Origin of the sequence: Paenibacillus sp. HGF5 (assembly GCF_000204455.1) — a bacterium.
In the GTDB taxonomy this organism is placed as follows: Bacteria; Bacillota; Bacilli; order Paenibacillales; family Paenibacillaceae; genus Paenibacillus_AQ; species Paenibacillus_AQ lautus_A.
Window position 1 is genome coordinate 56,502 of record NZ_AEXS01000102.1, and the last position, 16,443, is coordinate 72,944.

General features: G+C 50.8%; 15 protein-coding genes, 11 tRNA genes and 1 rRNA gene. 2 read left to right on the forward strand and 25 right to left on the reverse strand.

The window, feature by feature from the left end; genetic code table 11:
* Positions 1 to 36: 36 nt before the first annotated feature.
* The 4 genes from HMPREF9412_RS16530 to HMPREF9412_RS16545 form a co-directional block, all read right to left on the reverse strand.
* On the reverse strand, positions 37 to 1,002 hold the full coding sequence (locus HMPREF9412_RS16530; RefSeq protein WP_009592801.1) for a cation diffusion facilitator family transporter: 966 nt from the start codon (positions 1,000 to 1,002) through the stop codon (positions 37 to 39).
* A gap of 149 nt (positions 1,003 to 1,151) precedes the next feature.
* A complete protein-coding gene (secF, locus tag HMPREF9412_RS16535) occupies positions 1,152 to 2,069 on the reverse strand; it encodes a protein translocase subunit SecF (protein WP_009592744.1) in 918 nt (305 codons plus the stop codon).
* Complete coding sequence (gene secD / locus HMPREF9412_RS16540) at positions 2,059 to 3,309, reverse strand: protein translocase subunit SecD (RefSeq protein WP_009592810.1); 1,251 nt, start codon at positions 3,307 to 3,309, stop codon at positions 2,059 to 2,061. Before secD ends, secF begins: the two co-directional genes overlap by 11 nt.
* A 131-nt stretch (positions 3,310 to 3,440) precedes the next feature.
* Positions 3,441 to 3,698: a post-transcriptional regulator gene (locus HMPREF9412_RS16545; RefSeq protein ID WP_009592794.1), complete on the reverse strand. Its 258-nt coding sequence runs from the start codon at positions 3,696 to 3,698 to the stop codon at positions 3,441 to 3,443.
* A gap of 188 nt (positions 3,699 to 3,886) precedes the next feature.
* Between HMPREF9412_RS16545 and spoVB the strand changes: the two genes are divergently transcribed.
* Positions 3,887 to 5,488 carry a stage V sporulation protein B gene (gene spoVB / locus HMPREF9412_RS16550; RefSeq protein WP_009592771.1) on the forward strand — a complete coding sequence of 534 codons (1,602 nt, stop codon included), beginning with the start codon at positions 3,887 to 3,889 and terminating at the stop codon, positions 5,486 to 5,488.
* Here the strand turns inward: spoVB and HMPREF9412_RS16555 are convergent.
* On the reverse strand, positions 5,485 to 6,270 hold the full coding sequence (locus HMPREF9412_RS16555; RefSeq protein WP_009592807.1) for a DUF421 domain-containing protein: 786 nt from the start codon (positions 6,268 to 6,270) through the stop codon (positions 5,485 to 5,487). The two genes, spoVB and HMPREF9412_RS16555, sit on opposite strands and share 4 nt — an antisense overlap.
* A 193-nt stretch (positions 6,271 to 6,463) precedes the next feature.
* On the opposite strand from HMPREF9412_RS16555, the gene HMPREF9412_RS16560 reads away from it, so the two are divergent.
* The gene (locus tag HMPREF9412_RS16560; RefSeq protein WP_009592742.1) at positions 6,464 to 6,853 is read left to right on the forward strand and encodes a TIGR04086 family membrane protein; all 390 of its coding nucleotides are present in this window, start codon (positions 6,464 to 6,466) and stop codon (positions 6,851 to 6,853) included.
* Positions 6,854 to 6,974: 121 nt separating this feature from the next.
* Here the strand turns inward: HMPREF9412_RS16560 and yajC are convergent, their stop codons facing one another.
* The 20 genes from yajC to rrf all read right to left on the reverse strand — a co-directional run bounded on the left by yajC (position 6,975) and on the right by rrf (position 16,297).
* The gene (yajC, locus tag HMPREF9412_RS16565) at positions 6,975 to 7,286 is read right to left on the reverse strand and encodes a preprotein translocase subunit YajC (RefSeq protein ID WP_009592738.1); all 312 of its coding nucleotides are present in this window, start codon (positions 7,284 to 7,286) and stop codon (positions 6,975 to 6,977) included.
* Positions 7,287 to 7,333: 47 nt separating this feature from the next.
* A complete protein-coding gene (gene tgt, locus HMPREF9412_RS16570) occupies positions 7,334 to 8,473 on the reverse strand; it encodes a tRNA guanosine(34) transglycosylase Tgt (RefSeq protein ID WP_009592784.1) in 1,140 nt (379 codons plus the stop codon).
* Between the two features lie 21 nt (positions 8,474 to 8,494).
* On the reverse strand, positions 8,495 to 9,526 hold the full coding sequence (queA, locus tag HMPREF9412_RS16575; RefSeq protein WP_009592748.1) for a tRNA preQ1(34) S-adenosylmethionine ribosyltransferase-isomerase QueA: 1,032 nt from the start codon (positions 9,524 to 9,526) through the stop codon (positions 8,495 to 8,497).
* 5 nt (positions 9,527 to 9,531) lie between these two features.
* Positions 9,532 to 11,625, reverse strand: coding sequence for a SpoIID/LytB domain-containing protein (locus HMPREF9412_RS16580; RefSeq protein WP_009592803.1), 2,094 nt, complete (start codon positions 11,623 to 11,625; stop codon positions 9,532 to 9,534).
* Between the two features lie 64 nt (positions 11,626 to 11,689).
* Positions 11,690 to 12,697, reverse strand: a complete 1,008-nt coding sequence (gene ruvB, locus HMPREF9412_RS16585) for a Holliday junction branch migration DNA helicase RuvB (protein WP_009592741.1) — start codon at positions 12,695 to 12,697, stop codon at positions 11,690 to 11,692.
* Between the two features lie 33 nt (positions 12,698 to 12,730).
* Positions 12,731 to 13,348: a Holliday junction branch migration protein RuvA gene (ruvA, locus tag HMPREF9412_RS16590; RefSeq protein ID WP_009592777.1), complete on the reverse strand. Its 618-nt coding sequence runs from the start codon at positions 13,346 to 13,348 to the stop codon at positions 12,731 to 12,733.
* Positions 13,345 to 13,848 carry a crossover junction endodeoxyribonuclease RuvC gene (gene ruvC, locus HMPREF9412_RS16595; RefSeq protein WP_009592782.1) on the reverse strand — a complete coding sequence of 168 codons (504 nt, stop codon included), beginning with the start codon at positions 13,846 to 13,848 and terminating at the stop codon, positions 13,345 to 13,347. Before ruvC ends, ruvA begins: the two co-directional genes overlap by 4 nt.
* A gap of 211 nt (positions 13,849 to 14,059) precedes the next feature.
* The gene (locus HMPREF9412_RS16600) at positions 14,060 to 14,773 is read right to left on the reverse strand and encodes a BofC C-terminal domain-containing protein (protein WP_036672502.1); all 714 of its coding nucleotides are present in this window, start codon (positions 14,771 to 14,773) and stop codon (positions 14,060 to 14,062) included.
* Positions 14,774 to 14,911: 138 nt separating this feature from the next.
* A tRNA-Pro gene (locus HMPREF9412_RS16605) sits at positions 14,912 to 14,985 on the reverse strand.
* An 8-nt stretch (positions 14,986 to 14,993) separates the two neighbouring features.
* Positions 14,994 to 15,073, reverse strand: a tRNA-Leu gene (locus tag HMPREF9412_RS16610).
* A 39-nt stretch (positions 15,074 to 15,112) separates the two neighbouring features.
* Positions 15,113 to 15,189, reverse strand: a tRNA-Arg gene (locus HMPREF9412_RS16615).
* Positions 15,190 to 15,193: 4 nt separating this feature from the next.
* A tRNA-Gly gene (locus HMPREF9412_RS16620) sits at positions 15,194 to 15,268 on the reverse strand.
* Between the two features lie 41 nt (positions 15,269 to 15,309).
* Positions 15,310 to 15,385 (reverse strand) — tRNA-Lys (locus HMPREF9412_RS16625).
* A 132-nt stretch (positions 15,386 to 15,517) separates the two neighbouring features.
* Positions 15,518 to 15,594: transfer RNA gene (locus HMPREF9412_RS16630), tRNA-Asp, on the reverse strand.
* A gap of 30 nt (positions 15,595 to 15,624) precedes the next feature.
* Positions 15,625 to 15,701 (reverse strand) — tRNA-Met (locus HMPREF9412_RS16635).
* An 87-nt stretch (positions 15,702 to 15,788) separates the two neighbouring features.
* Positions 15,789 to 15,864, reverse strand: a tRNA-Val gene (locus tag HMPREF9412_RS16640).
* Positions 15,865 to 15,908: 44 nt separating this feature from the next.
* Positions 15,909 to 15,983, reverse strand: a tRNA-Glu gene (locus HMPREF9412_RS16645).
* A gap of 17 nt (positions 15,984 to 16,000) precedes the next feature.
* Positions 16,001 to 16,092: transfer RNA gene (locus HMPREF9412_RS16650), tRNA-Ser, on the reverse strand.
* Positions 16,093 to 16,095: 3 nt separating this feature from the next.
* A tRNA-Asn gene (locus HMPREF9412_RS16655) sits at positions 16,096 to 16,171 on the reverse strand.
* Positions 16,172 to 16,180: 9 nt separating this feature from the next.
* Positions 16,181 to 16,297, reverse strand: a 5S ribosomal RNA gene (gene rrf / locus HMPREF9412_RS16660).
* Positions 16,298 to 16,443: the final 146 nt, after the last annotated feature.

Consider the following 16,443-nt stretch of genomic DNA (forward strand, 5'->3'; position numbering starts at 1 on the left):
CCTGCCTATTTCCTGCTGTCTTAAAAGCTCCGGCCCTTATTGCGGCAGTGTCGGCATATCGTTGTCCATCAAGTCATAGTTCGATTTATACGGGTAACCGGGTTCATAAGGCACAACGTGAACCTTGGCATCCGTAACCTGAATAAATCGATGGGTCAACAGCTTCCGGATTCGCTCGGCAATTTCCTGAGCTTCCAATACGGACGTTCTCGGATTCACGGTGATTTTCACTTCGATGTTCACGTGGCGAATCTGTCCGTATTCCTGAACCTTCAGCTCCTCGATCGTGATCACGCCGTGCACCCGCTGAATCGTATCCATGAATTCGGCTTCGTGTTCATGGCGTTTCTCCTCCGCAAGCGTTCCGTAAACGGAATGAACGATGAGTATATATCCTTTCCGGACCACAAGACAAGCCACGATAAGAGCCGCTATGGAATCCATGTAGAATAGAGGCGACCATTCAAAATAAGAGCCTGCCATGGATAGCGACACGCCGATCAATACCGTTAAAGATGAATATAAGGCAAACCGATGATCAGCCAACAGCATTTCATACCGGGGATCATGCAGTCTTTTCATCTGCCAGCTTTGATATTGGAATACCGCTTCGTTCACCGCCATCGATATGAAAATCGCAAGAAGCGCCGATGTGGCCGGCGGCTCAAGGTTGTCCGATGCCATGGTCTGGATCGCGGATACCGCAATTTGAATGCCGCCCATGATCAATAACACGGCAAACAAGATCGATATGACGGGCTCCGTCGTATTCGAAACGTTCCGTTTGTCCCGCATCGGACTTTTCGTGCCGAATATACCAAGGCTTGGCAAACGGTCCACCAATAAAGTTACGGCATTCGCCGCAGAATGCAGGGCATCTCCGATGAGAGCCTTGCTGCCGGATAAGTAACCGGCTATCCCTTTGCACAAGGCTAATGCCAAATCCGTTACAATGCCTGTCCATAGGACAGTCTCCGTATGATTCAAGCGTTCATTGCTCACTTGAGGCCCCCCTCAATGTCACTGTCGATCCTGTACTCGTCATGCTGCCTGCTGCTAACTTTAGAAAGCCGCGTCGCCTGCGACGCGGCTTTCACTTGTATAGGATCTTCTGATATCTGGACTGCAAACGCCGCCCTGCAGCGGTTTAATTAAATTTCGATTTTATCTTTGCTTGGCTTCGGCGAATTCGGCTTATTGTTCACATTGCGGCCTTTAAGAAGGAGCCACAACGGACTTGCGATAAAGATCGAAGAGTACGCGCCGAATGCCAAACCGATACAAATAGCCAGCGAGAACATCTGGATCGACTCGCCGCCCAAGAGGAGCATGAAGAATGCAGCGATGAATACGGACAAGGCCGTATAAATCGAGCGCCCGATCGTCTGCGACAAACTTTTGTTAACCAAATCCTTGAGATCCGAGACCCTCTTAATCTTCGCAAACCGCAGGTTCTCCCGGATCCGGTCAAAGATAACGATGGTATCGTTGATCGAATAACCAATGATGGTCAGGACGGCGATGATGAATGTCAAGTCTACCTCTAATCCAAGGATGGAGAAGATACTGATGACAACGAAAGCATCATGCAGGAGCGCTACGATCGCTGCAATCGCAAACCGCCATTCAAAGCGGATGCTGACATAGATGATAATCCCGATACAGGAAATCAGTACGGCATAAATGGCGTTTCGGCCCAGCTCTTTGGCCATCTCGGGGTCAACCGTATTAATTTCGAAGGTTGACTTCTCGTCCAGCTTCTCGATGCCGGAACGAAGCTTCTGATCCTGATCCTCGGTCAGCACCTCGCTGAATCGGATGTTGACGCGGTCATTACCCGGTGTAACGCTCGCATCCTCCCCGATTCCGGCATCCTCTAATACGGTATTGATTTGCTCCGTGGTCAACGGTTTGGAGAGTGAAATATCCACGTTCGAGCCGGATTGGAAATCAACTCCGTAGTTAAGTCCGCGAGTCAGGAGAAAAACCAAGCCCAAAATCGTAATTACAATGGATAGTACGTAGAAAATTCTGCTTTTGCCTACGAAATCGAAGTTCTTAAAGCTCACGAATGTCACGCTCCTTTACGCCATAATGGCTCGGTTTGCGGGCCCAACCTATATTCACAAGCAGATTGAGCAGGAAACGGGAGAAATAAACGTTCGTGGCAATACTAACGATGATCTCCAAAATCAATACAAGGGCAAAACCTTTTACCGCACCGGTACCGAATCCGAACATGACAGCGGCAACGAGAATCGTCGTCAAGTTAGAGTCCATAATGGCGCGCAGGGAGGATTTACCGCCTGATTTCACTGCAGATGGCACGCTTTTGCCTGTCTTGATCTCTTCCCGAATGCGTTCATAGGTGATAATGTTGGCATCCACCGCCATACCAATACCTAATATAAATGCCGCAATGCCTGGAAGCGTCAACGTAAAGTCGGCCCATACGAAAATAAGAATCAGCAGCCATGTGTGCAAAATAAGTGCGAAACTTGCCAGCAAGCCCGGTACGCGATATCGGATAATCATGAACAGCAAAATCGCGACGGAAGCGATCAGACCGGCTTCTAAAGTTTTTGTAAGAGATTGCATGCCAAGCGTAGCCCCTACGCTCTGCGAATATTTCTCGACCAGTTTCAGCGGCAGGGCGCCGAGATTAATCGTATCCCGGATCTGCTTGGCTTCATCCAGCGAGTAGTTCCCTGTAATTTGCGCGGTACCGTCCGTTAATACGGCTCGTACCGTCGGAGCTGACAGCAATTGGTCGTCCATGAAGATAGCCAGCTCTTGACCGAGAAGACGTTCTGTAATTTCAGCAAACTTCCCTTTGTCCTTCACTTTAATATCTATCATAGGCTGATTAAGCTGGTCATAGGCTACCGATGCGCCGTTCTCGACGAAATCGTCGCCGCGGAGCTCTATTTTACAGAACTCCTCGCCTTCTTTACAGCCGTCATTGCTTCGGAATGTGAGGTTCGCAGGTTCTTTCATTGTTTTTCGAACTTCGGCCTCATCCGTTACGCCCGCCACCTTCAAGCGAATCCGATTCGCCCCTTCCGGCGTAACCTCAGGCTCCGATGTTCCCATCGCATCCGCACGCTTTTGTAAGCTCTTTGCGGTTTCCTGCAGCGCTTCTTTGGTAACCTGCTGCCCTTCCATCAACGGTTCTGCTTCATAAAGGATTTCGAATCCACCCTTTAGATCCAAACCTAGACGGACGTCTTTCAGCAAGCCTGGAGTTGTAACGGCCATTAAAATAGTGATCACGAGCACGGTTCCGACGAAACTGATAATTCTCTTCATGCCGTCCCTTGTTCCCCCTTTTTACTCAATATTCCTATTATAGCGATGTCATAAAACCCAGTCAATTTATCAAAATTTGTCGGGCTTATGGATGAACCCTTATATCCGCAAGGCAAAAGGGACCTCTTCGATTAATCGAAAGAAGATCCCTTATATGCTGATATTGTCATATAGTTCATCAAGGCTGTTGCTTTCAAGGACAGAATGTCGTTGACCAATTGGTGGAGGGGTGGAACGCCTTCCTTTTGGTACTTGCTGCTGACACAGTTCCAAATATCGTCGCTCGTCACATACTCGTACCCAATCAAATGCATTTCCTCAACCTTGCTCAAGCATACCATCTCAATGGTGCTCATCAATTCTTCCTCGCTCATTTGCTCGAGTTCCATGCATATGGCCTCCTCACTGAATCCCTGTTGTCCCTAAGTTACATTCGACATGACATATAGCTTTCCTTCTATTCCTACCATGTCCAGAAAAAAAAGTAAAGTCATCAGATGGGACAGGTAGGGCATATCCATAAGAATAGCCATGTCGTGTCAACGTATTCAGCCTGAACCAGGGAGTGGGATGGACAGTGAACAAGCAATCGTTTATTAAAGGAACGCTGATTTTACTTGCAGCCGGCATATTAAACCGCCTACTCGGTTTTATCCCCCGGATCGCCCTTCCCCGGATCATCGGACCCGAGGGTGTCGGAATTTACCAATTGGGCTACCCCTTCTTTATCGTGCTCGTGACTATCATCACGGGTGGTATTCCGCTAGCCATTGCCAAAATGGTCGCCGAAGCGGAAGGTGCCGGGAAGCAGGATGCTTCCAAGCAAATTCTGCATGTCAGCCTGATGCTGACGATTACGGCGGGAGCCCTCTTCACGGGACTCAGTCTGCTGCTTGCTCCTTGGGTAACCGGTGTCCTTTTGCCGGACGAGCGTGTATATCAAACCTTCATCAGCATGACGCCCATGATGATCATCATTGCCGTTTCGTCGGTCTACCGGGGATATTTCCAGGGCAAACAAAATATGATCCCCTCTGCAAGCTCCTCCGTTATCGAGACGATAGTCCGAATTATATGCATGTTGTGGTTTGCGCATCTCCTGATGCCCAAAGGCATCGCTTACGGGGCAGCCGGGGCCATGCTTGGAACAGCCGTGGGCGAGCTGATTGGCATGATCGCGCTGCTGCTGCAATATTCCGGCGAGGGTCGAAGAACGAACAAACTTTTGCCTAAGCCGCAAAAAGTCGTATCTGAAAAAAAAGCGCCGGAAGACTCTCCTTCGAATAAAGGCATCCTGAAGCGGTTACTCGGCATTGCATTGCCTGTAACGGGCGGAAAGATGGTGGGGTCCTTCTCCTACCTGCTGGAAACGATACTGACCAATCGCAGCCTCGCCATGGCAGGTATCGCGACATCCGTGGCCACCGCCCAATACGGCGCTCTGCAAGGCATGATCATCCCGCTCCTGCTATTGCCCGGTGCATTGACCGTTTCCCTGGCCATCTCCCTGGTGCCTTCCCTATCGGAGGCAGCAGCCCGCAACGACCGGCCTACCATCCATAAGCGAATGAATCAATCCCTTCGGCTGGCTCTCGTCTCGGGAGCTCCGTTTGCCATCATTATGTTTGTCCTGGCCGAGCCGCTGTGCCTGCTGCTCTACGACAACGCCGAGATTAGCGATATGCTCAAAATCATGGCGCCCTTTGCCTTGTTTCTGTATGTGCAGTCCCCGCTTCAAGCTGCCTTGCAGGCATTGGACCGCCCGGGACGGGCTTTGTTGAATACCTTATTCGGTGCGATCATCAAGATGAGCCTTATCGTGTATTTGGCTTCCAACCCCGCCTTCGGCATCATAGGGGCCGTCATTGCCATCATCGTTAACAGCATCGCGGTTACATTGCTTCACGGTTTTAGTCTCTCCAGGCTGATCGGCTTTCGGTTCCGCCTGCTCGATTATGTCAAAATCGCTGCCGTCATGATCATTATGGGTGCCTGCGTTCTTTACGGATATAGACATCTTCCGTTCTCGACGACCCCCTGGCTGCAGTTTTGGACCTCTATCGTGGTTGGCATTCTGGTCTATTTCATCATGATTTTTATGACCAAGCTGGTAACGCCCCGGGATCTGGAACGCGTCCCTGTCGTCGGTACCTGGTTCAACAAGTTTAGCCGCCGCTAGTCCCTGTCTTTGCGGTCGATGTAAATTCGTCCTTTATGGTCGATGGAGCATAGGAAGATATCTTTAAAATCCTTGGCTCCGTGGTTTTGAATCTCGTTTTTCAGCCAGAACCTTGTTTTTTCAATTAGTTCAAGGTTTTCGTCCTGCACCTTTCCATCCAATATAAGCGGAATGGGCAGTCCTTCGTACGTAATTTTATCGTATGGAATATCAACAACGGTAGGGTTTCCTGTTTCGGATTTGGCCTTGGATAAAGTACCTGAAGAATGAGTGGAGCTTGAGGCGTTGGAAGAACTTGATGAACTATTCGAGCGGTTCGAACCGTTGTCCGCATCTTTTGGAATCACGGTGAGCTGGCCGGAAGTTTCGAGAATCGCAAATTCCACGTCTGCCAAACTGTCGATGTCCTTCCCTCTTAATTGCTGCATCAGATCATCCAGATTGTAGCGAAGCTTTGACATCTCTTTGCGGTGAAGCTTGCCTCGGGATACCAGTATGCTGGGCTTTCCGTCCGCAAACAGCCGTATGCTTCGATTTTTCAGGCCGATGTAGGCAAGTCCTACCTGAATGGCAACCAACACGGCGATCGGAGCTAGTCCGTCCCAAATCGGTTTATGGACATCTTCGAGGACAAAAACGGCGATCTCTGCGATCATGACGGATATGACCAAATCGAAGATAGACAGCTTTCCGATTTCCCGTTTGCCCATGATTCTCATGGTAGCAAAGATGACCACATACATCAGAACGGTCCGCAGAATCAGAATAGTCAGATGAGACATAAACAATCCCTCCCTAGCTTGTCGAACATTCTCATGTACAGCTATTCTGGCCTGCCGCAGCTCTTCCCATTCGATTACAATTGATTAATTAATGGTAATCCTGCAAAACCCGATGCAAAATGTTCAGGTTGTACTATATGTACAGGCTTGGCCATACAATGGAATTATCAAGATTTGTTAAGGGGGATGATTCATGGAACCGATCCGGCGAGTATTCACTTTCAGGATCACCAATCCGATTCTTTCAGGACTATTGTATTCTTATTTCTGGATGTTTCTTGGCGCATTGACGCTATCCCTGCTGCTGTGGGGCAGCGGACTGGCCGAGGATGATTTATCGTTCTACACGTTTCTGGTACATGCCGTCGCGGCCTTTATTGGTGGCTGCGTGAGCGGCAAACGCGCAGGTAACAAAGGCTGGTATTATGGCTGCCTGACCGGGCTGGTATACGGGATTACGCTGCTCGTCATCGGCTTTCTAGCCTTGGATAGTTCCTTGTCGCTCGGAGATTTGACGCTGATTGGCACGGTTTTTGCTGCCGGCGCCATCGGGGGAATGTTCGGGGTTAACTTAAAAAAATAAAACCTCACAACGAATACTCTTTGGAGCATTTCACGCCCAGTGCTAAAAAACAAAGGCCGATTCCTAAAAGGAGTCGGCCTTTGTTTATGGCGATGACTTTCCATATGTAGGTGAAACGAGATTATGCATCCGTATTCACGCTATGGCTTACCGAGTTGCGGTCGAACGTCAACTTCGTTACGTCGTTCACTTTCAAAACCACGATGTCGTCGGTAATCTCCACGATCGTCCCGTGAAGGCCTCCGATCGTTACCACTTTATCGCCTTTGGACAAGGCGCTAAGCATTGCGTTTCTTGTTTTCTGTTTCTTCTGCTGTGGACGGATAAGCAGAAAATAAAAGATGACGAACATCAGAACGAAAGGCAAAATCAATCCTAAAATGCCTCCGCCGCCTTGAGTCTGTCCTGCTGCGAGTTCAAATGAACCAAACATTTCTTTCCCCCCTTTCACAAACTTATCATGATGGCCATGATCTTGCTTTAGAACCCTTTTTCATTATCGTGTAGGCCGTACTTATCAAAAAACTCATCGCGGAAATCAAGCAGACGGTCTTCCATAATACTCTGACGCACGTTACGCATCAAATTGATCAGGAAATGCAGATTATGATACGTCGTCAATCGCAGTCCGAACGTTTCGTCGCTCTTGATCAGATGACGCAGATAAGCACGCGAGTAGTTACGGCAGGTATAGCAGTCGCATTCCGGATCCAGCGGTCCGTAATCCCTGGCATATTGAGCATTTCGAACGACAAGACGGCCTTGACTTGTCATCGTTGTCCCGTTGCGGGCGATCCGCGTCGGAAGCACGCAATCGAACATATCCACACCACGAATCGAGCCCTCAATCAACGCATCCGGTGATCCGACTCCCATCAAATAGCGAGGCTTATTGTTCGGCAGCAGGGGCACCGTGTAATCCAGCACTTCATACATAAGCTGCTTCGATTCTCCCACACTAAGTCCACCAATAGCATAACCCGGGAAATCCATGGAAGTCAAATCACGGGCGCTCTGACGGCGAAGATCCTCATGCATGCCTCCCTGGACGATGCCGAACAGGGCTTGGTCCTCCGGTCTGGCATGACTCTTCAGGCAGCGTTCAGCCCAGCGGGAAGTCCGCTCGGTGGATTGTTTGACGTACTCATACTCCGCAGGAAAAGGCGGGCATTCATCAAAGGCCATCATAATATCAGATCCCAGCGCGTTCTGAATCTCCATTGCGACCTCCGGAGAGATGAACAGTTTATCTCCGTTCAAATGCGAACGGAAATGTACGCCCTCTTCCGATATTTTTCTCATTTCCGCCAAGCTGAATACCTGGAAACCGCCGCTATCGGTCAATATCGGCCGGTCCCAGTTCATGAATTTGTGCAGTCCGCCTGCTTCCTTCACAATATCATGTCCCGGTCGCAGGAAGAGGTGATAGGTGTTGCTCAAAATAATATGCGCATCCATCGCTTTAAGCTCTTCCGGGCTCATCGTTTTTACGGTTGCCAACGTTCCCACAGGCATGAACGTCGGCGTATCGATTACGCCGTGAGGAGTGTGCACTCTGCCGAGCCTGGCGCCCGATTGTTTGCACGTTTTAATATGTTCATAAGTAACAGCTGCTGCCATTGTAATAACCAACCTCCGAAATTAATAGATAAACATCGCGTCGCCAAAGCTGAAGAAACGGTATTCTTTGTCAACGGCTTCCTTGTACGCATGCATGATGTGTTCGCGTCCGGCCAGTGCGCTGACCAGCATGACCAGCGTGGATTTCGGCAGATGAAAATTCGTAATCAGCGCATCCACCACGGTAAAAGAGTATCCAGGATAAATAAAAATGCTTGTCCAGCCGCTACTCTCGCGCAGAGGCTCGCCCTTTAACTGTGAGCCTACCGTCTCCAGCGTTCTGCAGGAGGTAGTTCCTACGGCGATAACCCGGCCGCCGCGCCGTTTCGTTTCATTCAGCAGGTCTGCCGTTTCCTGGGATAGGGAATAGTACTCTTCATGCATGACATGGTCCTCGACCTGGTCCACGGACATCGGGCGGAATGTTCCCAGTCCCACATGTAAAGTGATGAAGGCGATGTCCACTCCCTTGGCCCGGATTTGTTCCAGTAGAGCCTCCGTGAAATGAAGGCCGGCTGTCGGCGCGGCTGCGGATCCTTCATGCTTCGCGTATACGGTCTGATAACGATCGCGATCATCCAGCTTTTCCTTAATATAAGGCGGGAGCGGCATTTGGCCCAGTTCATCCAGGATTTCTTGGAAAATCCCCTTATACGAGAAGGACAAGGTGCGAGCACCCATTTCTCCTTCCTCCTCAATGACCGCCTTTAGTTTCCCGTCGCCAAAGGAAATCACGTTTCCCTTTTTCAGCTTCTTGCCGGGTTTTACGAGTGCTTCCCAGCGATCTTCTCCCATATTCTTCAGCAGAAGGACCTCGGCTTTCGCCCCGGTATCCTCCTTTTCGCCGAACAATCGGGCCGGGATTACCTTTGTATCGTTTAATACGAGCGTATCGCCCGGATTCAGGCTGTCTATGATATCCGCAAACGTCTGGTGGCTTATCTGTCCGCTCTCTTTGTTCAGCGTGAGAAGCCTGGAAGAACTTCGGTCCAGCAGCGGCGTCTGCGCAATTAAGTGTTCAGGTAATTCAAAATCATACAAATCCACATTCATGTCGGTCAGTCCTTCGTTATAGTCGTGTCGCGGTAATAGTGTTGGAGTATCTGCTTATAATCATACCCTTCGTCAGCCATTCCTTTGGCACCCCATTGCGACATGCCCAGTCCGTGGCCGAAGCCTTTACCGGTAAATTTAAAGCCCGGAGAGCTTTCGATTACGCGTGCTGTCCCCGTTCCATTCATCACGACGGTGCCGGAGCCTTTGACGTTACCGTTTCCGCTTCCGGAAATGACGGATACCGTTTGACCGCTCGAAACCGTTGATACCGCACCATTCGCGCTCAATACAGTATAACTTCCGGTCGATTCAATATCAAACAACGTGCTTGGCAGACCGTTAAAAGCCGACCGGAACATATCCGGATATTTTACGTCCAGCACTTGGCCGTTGGCTTTTACCGTAAGAGCCCGCCCCGATGGGCCTCGTTCGGTTACATCCAGCGAAGTAATGGAGGCCGGCAGGCTATTGGCGGTTTTTCCTTTTAAAGTGGCCAGCAATTGATCCGAAGTATAAGGGCCTCGAACCCATTCGAAGCTGTTGGATTCCGCGACTTTGTCCAAGACGACGGCCGTTTCTCCCGGATTCATCTTGCTTACGGGCTGCTCAACGTTCGATTGGATCAGCGGCAGCGGGCGCACGTTGGTATCCTTGGCGGTAACAGTCATATAAGGAAGACCTGCCGATGTTGCATTGCCCGTTTCCTTTACATTATCCTCACGCACGTAACCCGTAACGCCACTCGGAAGAAGCACATGATACCAAGCTTTAAGCGCGGCCTGGGATGAGGAGTCACCAGGGCTTTCCACTGCGGCAAACAGATCGTTACGGTTGCCCCAGACCTCGGTGGAGTCCGCCGTCATCCCACCGCTGTTGGAGGAAAACACGGTTTCCACGATTTTGCCGTCTTTCATGACGACTTCGCCGTCGGTTGCATCCACTGCCTGAATAATGCTTGGATACTCATAAGCCGTCCCATAATAGGCCTGGCTCAGCGTGGTGTCCACGACATGCGCTACTTCGAACTTATTTCCTTGGAAGAGCGCATAGCTGCGCGCTGCCACGGCCTGTGCCTTCAGAGCCTCGGTTCCCCAAGAAGACGGCACCTCCGCCCCCACGACGGAATATAGGTACTGCTGGAACGGCAATTCGTTGACGAGGTATAATTGACCGTTCTTTTGCCCGATCTCCAAAGCGCCTCGATAGGAGCGATCGGATCGCTCCTTCACATTCGTTCCCGCTCCTGATTTCCCGTCAACCCGCAGAACGGATTGATTACCTGACAGCATGTAATGCGTCACCTCTTGGGGAGCCGCCAGATTCAGGCTTACGTCACTTTTTATGATAAGACCCGGCGTGTTGGCGTTCTGTTCAACCAGGCCGCCGGATACTTTGGCAGCTTCTTTCTTGACGGCAGCGAGATCGGCCGTGTTCGCCGCTTCGCCTACCCACACCTCATAAGCCGAAGCTTCCCCGGTCGGCACCATGACATTGAATGCATCCAGACCGGCATCGGCGTACGCCTTACGCACGGTCTCCGCCTCAGTCTCCGATCCGTACGATCCGGCGGACAGATGCAGCGCGCCTTTAACGGCGGGCGTTTGCCCATTCAGATATGCAGCCGCTGTCTTCGCTGTCCGAGCAGCCGCATCCGCGGCCGCTTTTTCTGTACCGTACATGCCGGCGTACAGCTTGTACATCTTGCCATCCGCAAACAGCATCGGCTTGTCACTTGTCGCCTGCAGCTTTTTGGCTGCTTCCGAAGCGGCTTTCCAATCCGTTGTCTCAAGCACCTTAACGCGGTATGTATCCACGCTCACACGGACCTGCTGGTTCGCAGGGATACTCATCAGAGTCTGATGAGTACCGGAAGCAAGCAGCGATGCCGTCAAAGCCTCGGCGGATTTCAGGGTCACGGCATTCGTCGTCGATTTATACTGGCTTCCCAGATCCAGGAACATCGCAACCCGAATCGTATCTAACGAAGGGGCGGCTGCTTGCACGGCGGGCGCGCTCCATATGCTTCCGGCAACAGCCAGCGACAAGAGTCCTTTGGTGGTCCAACCGAATAATGATTTCGTCCAGTTCCTATCCATGTATGTCTTTCCTCCTGTAACTAATTGGATATGGTATATGGCATAAACGTCATGATTCCATCAGCTAGCGGCGATCCTCAGGAAAGGGAATGCCTAAATGCTGATAAGCTGTAGGCGTTACGACGCGTCCCCGCGGCGTACGCTGCAAATAACCGATCTGCAGCAGATACGGTTCATAAACATCTTCGATGGTTTGGCTTTCTTCCCCGATGGTTGCGGCAATGGTATCCAGTCCCACAGGTCCTCCGCGGAAGCTCTTGATCATGGCGTTCAGCATTTTGTGATCGATAAAATCCAAGCCCATCGGATCGATTTGGAGCATCTTCAGCGCTTCCTGCGCGATGCTTGGCGTGATCATGCCGTCGCCCCGAACCTGTGCATAATCGCGGACCCGTTTCAAGAGGCGGTTCGCAATGCGCGGTGTCCCTCGCGATCTTAGGGCAATCTCTTCTGCGGCCTCCCCCAATATCTCGATCCCCAAAAGATCGGCATTGCGTGACACAATGTAGCTCAGCTCATCTACCGTATAGAATTCCAGACGGCTTACCACACCAAAACGGTCCCTCAGCGGCGCTGAGAGCAAGCCAGCCCGGGTTGTGGCGCCAATAAGGGTGAACGGCGGGAGATCCAGGCGAACGGAGCGTGCGCTTGGCCCTTTCCCGATCATAATATCCAGCGCAAAATCCTCCATGGCCGGATACATCACTTCCTCTACCGTCCGGTGCAGCCGGTGGATCTCGTCAATAAACAGGACGTCCCCTTCCTGCAGATTGGTCAAAAGCGCCGCCAGATCGCCAGGCCGTTCGATGGCCGGGCCGGACGTCGTCCGCAGATTAACGCCAAGCTCATTGGCGATAATATTGGCCAGCGTCGTTTTGCCAAGTCCCGGAGGACCGTACAGCAGCACATGGTCAAGCGCCTCGTTGCGCATTTTTGCAGCCTCGATGTACACCTTCAAATTTTCCTTTACTTGATTCTGTCCTATATATTCAGCCAAATAACGCGGACGCAAACTAAGCTCGACAGCCTGCTCGTCCATCATCAGATTGGCGGAAATAATTCGATCGTCCATCTATATAACTCCTCTCTTGCAGCGATGCTCTATCTATCCAGCGAATAGCTGCTGCAGTGCCCGTTTCATGAGCACATCGACGGATTCGCCGCTTGCGCCGGAATCCTTGATCTTCAGCCAGACTTTATCCAGCTCGCTATCCGTATAACCAAGCGCCTTCAAGCCCTCGCGAGCCTCGGACCATGCCGAGCCGCCATCATCCGATTCCGGCTCCTGGATGGCAAAAAGACCGGTCATCATGCTCGCATTCCCGAAGCCCTCAAGCTTATCCTTAAGATCCAAAATCATGCGCTGCGCTGTTTTCTTGCCGATTCCCGGAAGTTTGATCAAGAAGGATATATTCTCTTGATAGATCGCGGAAACCACATGATCCGGAGATCCTCCGCCGAGTATGCCGAGCGCCACGCGCGGGCCGATTCCCGAGACCTCGATCAGCTTACGGAACAGCTTCTGCTCCTCCCGCGTCGGAAACCCAAACAGCAGAATGGCATCCTCACGGACGTGATGATGGGTGAAAACCGTCACGGTTCCTTCCGTTTTGGCAAAAGCATACGGATTCGGACAAAACACCCGGTATCCTACGCCTTGAACATCCAGCACAATATATTCACTCTCTAAGTGGACAACCTGTCCCCGTAAAAAATCGATCATTTTCGCAATACCTCATTTAATTTGGAATTAAGTGTATAGGAATGGGCGTGGCAGATTGCCACGGCCAGAGCATCCGCCACATCGTCGGGCTTGGGGATGCTCTGCAGCTTCAGGAACATCCTGACCATTTCCTGTACCTGCTTCTTCTCTGCCTTGCCATAGCCGACGATGGCCTGCTTAACCTGCATAGGCGTATATTCTGCAATCGGGAGTCCGCGCTGGACCGCCGCCAGTATGAGAACTCCTCTCGCCTGGGATACGGACATCGCGGTGGTGACGTTGCGGTTAAAAAACAATTTCTCGAATGCAACGGCCTCCGGCTCATATTTATCGATAAGCTGCAGCATGCCTTCATACACGTGATGCAGCCTCTCTTCATCCGGTGTATGGGCTTCCGTCTGGATGCAGCCATACTGAACCGGCGTGACTTTGCTTCCAACCTTATCGACAAACCCGAAACCCACAATCGCAATTCCCGGGTCGATTCCTAAAATGCGCAAACCAATCTCTCCTCTGATGAAGCGAACATATGTATCGTTCTCCCATTATAACAAAAGTTCGGCCTCAGTTGAGGAAAAACTTTGATCCCATCTGCCACAGTTCTATAACTTCCCTGACGGCACCGCCAATGGAACCGCTAAACACAAAAAACTGCCCGGAAAAATTCCGGGCAGCTGCGGCTTTGGCGATGAAGCGACAAGCATAGACGTTTCAAGGGCTAGGGCTCATGACATTTTCGGCCATATCCCGTGCATAGTCGCTAAAGGTTGACAGTACACTGTTGTACTCTTCCATATCTTGAATTCGAATACCCTCTTCAAGCTGCTGAATCACGTCTTTAGGCAGAGAGGATTCCATCGAGCCGACATCCAGTTGGAAGAAGGTGCGCATGACCTTCTCTTCTTCCGGCGGGCCGTCAAACAACGTTAAGTTCCCGTTGGCATCGATGCTCATATAAGCTTGCCGCTTGCAGGCGGGTGAAAGGTCGGATACGGTTTGCTCGAGCCAGACATTGCCTTTATTATCCAATCGTCCCTGCCATAAAGGATTTTTATTCATCAGTTCATAAATGCCGTCCGCCGTTAGCTTTCCCATATCCTGCTCTTCAATGCCGCAGACATACGTGATGCGGACATGAACATGCTTCTTTCCCTTCGAGGTATTCAGCTTCTGCATGAATTCCCTCTGATCCTGCCTGCGTTCCTCCTGCTTATCATCCTCGATTTGCAAGTATTGCATCGTTTCCACAGCCAGCGGCGTTTCATCGAAAGTAGCGGTGAGCAGCCTCTTCATCTGATCGGTTATAGTCTGGCCGGACCATACCATGACACCTACGAGCACTACGATCGAACAGGACCAGATCGCGCGTCTCCAACGTCTCCACCGTTTTCTGAACAGTTTCTTGAAGAAATGAAAAACACTCAAGGTTATCCCCTTCTATTCAATGTTTTTCATATTGTGACCGGGATGCTGTCAAAATATTCAGTTCCGCTCTGCCCGTTGGCATCATTAAACAAAAAAAGATCGCCTTCAGATATACTGAAAGCGATCTTTCGGTTCGAATCGGGATGACACGATTTGAACATGCGACCCCCTGGTCCCAAACCAGGTGCTCTACCAAGCTGAGCTACATCCCGTTAATTAATGCCGGTGAAGGGACTCGAACCCCCACGGTTTCCCTCACGATTTTGAGTCGCGCGCGTCTGCCAATTCCGCCACACCGGCACAAAGAAATTTCATAAGTTAAGCATCTGTTTGTAAAAATGGCACGCCCTGAGAGATTCGAACTCCCGACCTTTTGATTCGTAGTCAAACGCTCTATCCAGCTGAGCTAAGGGCGCATAATGGAGCGGACGACGGGAATCGAACCCGCGACCCTCGCCTTGGCAAGGCGATGCTCTACCGCTGAGCCACGTCCGCATATATGTTATGTATTCCGTTTCCAGCTCTCTTGGTAAAGATGGTGAGCCATGAAGGACTCGAACCTTCGACACCCTGATTAAAAGTCAGGTGCTCTACCAACTGAGCTAATGGCTCTTATTACTAAGAGTTAAAGAATAGCGGAACTGACGGGATACTCTCTCTTCGTTCGAGACTGCGAAGTCTATGCTAACGAAGCTAAGCTCCGACGAACCCAATATGGATTCTCATCCCTGAAGCTAATAAGAATGGCGGAACTGACGGGATTCGAACCCGCGATCTCCTGCGTGACAGGCAGGCATGTTAGGCCTCTACACCACAGTTCCAAGAGGCAATATCGCAATTGCGATATAAATTGGTTGCGGGGGCAGGATTTGAACCTACGACCTTCGGGTTATGAGCCCGACGAGCTACCGAACTGCTCCACCCCGCGTCATTAAAAGGATTGCTAATATGGGGTCCCCGAAAAGTAATCGGAATTTCCTGTGAAGCATATGCTTCACTTTTTGGGGATAAATCATGGTGGAGGCTGAGGGGATCGAACCCCCGACCCTCTGCTTGTAAGGCAGATGCTCTCCCAGCTGAGCTAAGCCTCCAACTGGATTGTTACATTCTTAGATGAATGATACATTAAAGAAAGTGGTGACCCGTAGGGGATTCGAACCCCTGTTACCTCCGTGAAAGGGAGGTGTCTTAACCCCTTGACCAACGGGCCGTATATAAAGTCCTTGCTGGCGGAGAGAGAGGGATTCGAACCCTCGAGACGCTTTTGGCGCCTACACGATTTCCAATCGTGCTCCTTCGGCCAACTCGGACACCTCTCCGTATGGCTCCCCGAACAGGACTCGAACCTGTGACAACTCGATTAACAGTCGAGTGCTCTACCAACTGAGCTATCAGGGAATATGTACCGCTTGGCGACGTCCTACTCTCCCGGGACCCTTCGGTCCAAGTACCATCGGCGCTGGAAGGCTTAACGGTCGTGTTCGGTATGGGAACGCGTGGAACCCTTCCGCCATCGCCACCAAACGTATATTCAGGATACGGCATTGCCAAATGCCGTGACCATCCTCCTTGCAAGCATAGCTTGTACACTTACAATTCAGTTTTGATCACCTGAAAACTAGATACGAAACGATATTTGCGTTGATTAGAATCCGTAGCAATCACCCGAT